This window comes from Streptomyces sp. AcH 505, from assembly GCF_000818175.1.
Lineage (GTDB): Bacteria > Actinomycetota > Actinomycetes > Streptomycetales > Streptomycetaceae > Streptomyces.
Window position 1 is genome coordinate 2,908,076 of the sequence record NZ_JTIY01000001.1, and the last position, 1,072, is coordinate 2,909,147.

The following is a 1,072-nucleotide window of genomic DNA, read 5'->3' on the forward strand; positions in this document are numbered from 1 at the left end:
GGGGGCGGCCGGGGGGCGTCCACGGGGGAGCTGGGGTCGTGGTGGCGGGTGCTTTGCCGACTGGCGGGTGCCACGCGGCGGTTGAGTGGGGGGACTCGGCCTGGCTAAGCGTCCGCCCCCACCGGGCAGCGGCTGAGACTCATGCCCCGCTGGTCACTGGGGGTGGGTGATGGGGCGGGAGGGCGCCCTGGTTGGGGTAGTGGGGCCGGGGCATCGGGCCGGTGGGTGGGGCGGGTGTGACTGGGGTGACGGGGGATGGCCTGTGGTGCGGTCAGCGGACCCCTTTTGCGTGGGTGGTTGCGTTAGACGCGCGGCGGGACGCATCAGGCTGATGCGAGCCTCCGGCGGTGCGACGAGTGTGGCTGGGGTGACGGAGGGTGCCTCTGGGGTGTCGATCGGGCGCCTTTTGCGTGGGTGGTTGCGTTGGGTGCGCCATGGGACGCATCAGGCCGGTGCGAGCCTCTGGCGGTGCGTCGGGTGTGGCTGGTGGGGCGGAAGTGAGCTGTCGGTGGGCCCCGTTGTGTCGGTGAGTGCGCAAGCTGCCCCCTCGGCGCCCCGGTTGGGTGCTGATGTCCCACTCGTGCCGTCGGAGACCGGGCCTCAGGGCCGCCGGGCATCCGCCCCGATGACTGGCGGAACATGCCTCCACTGCCGTCTCACGAGTCACACTCGTCCCAACCCCGGACCGGAATTGGACCCCGATGTGCCCCGTGGCGCACCTAACGCAACCCCCCACGCATAAGGCGTCCGACGGCCGTCCCACGGGCCATCCCTCGTCACTCCCGTCACACCCGACGCACCGCCGGGGGCTCAGACCGGCCTGGTGTGCCCCGTGGCGCGTCTAACGCAACCACCCACACAAAAGGCGCCCGATCGGCCACCCCAGGGCCATCCCCCGTCACCCCAGTCACACCCACCCCACCCACCGGCCCATTGCCCCGCCCAACTACCCCCGCCAGCAAGCCCTCCCGCCCCATCACCCACCCACAATGACCAGCGGGGCATGAGTGTCAGCCGCTACCCGGTGGGGGCGGACGCCGAGCCAGCCCGAGTCCCCCCATGCAACTGCCGC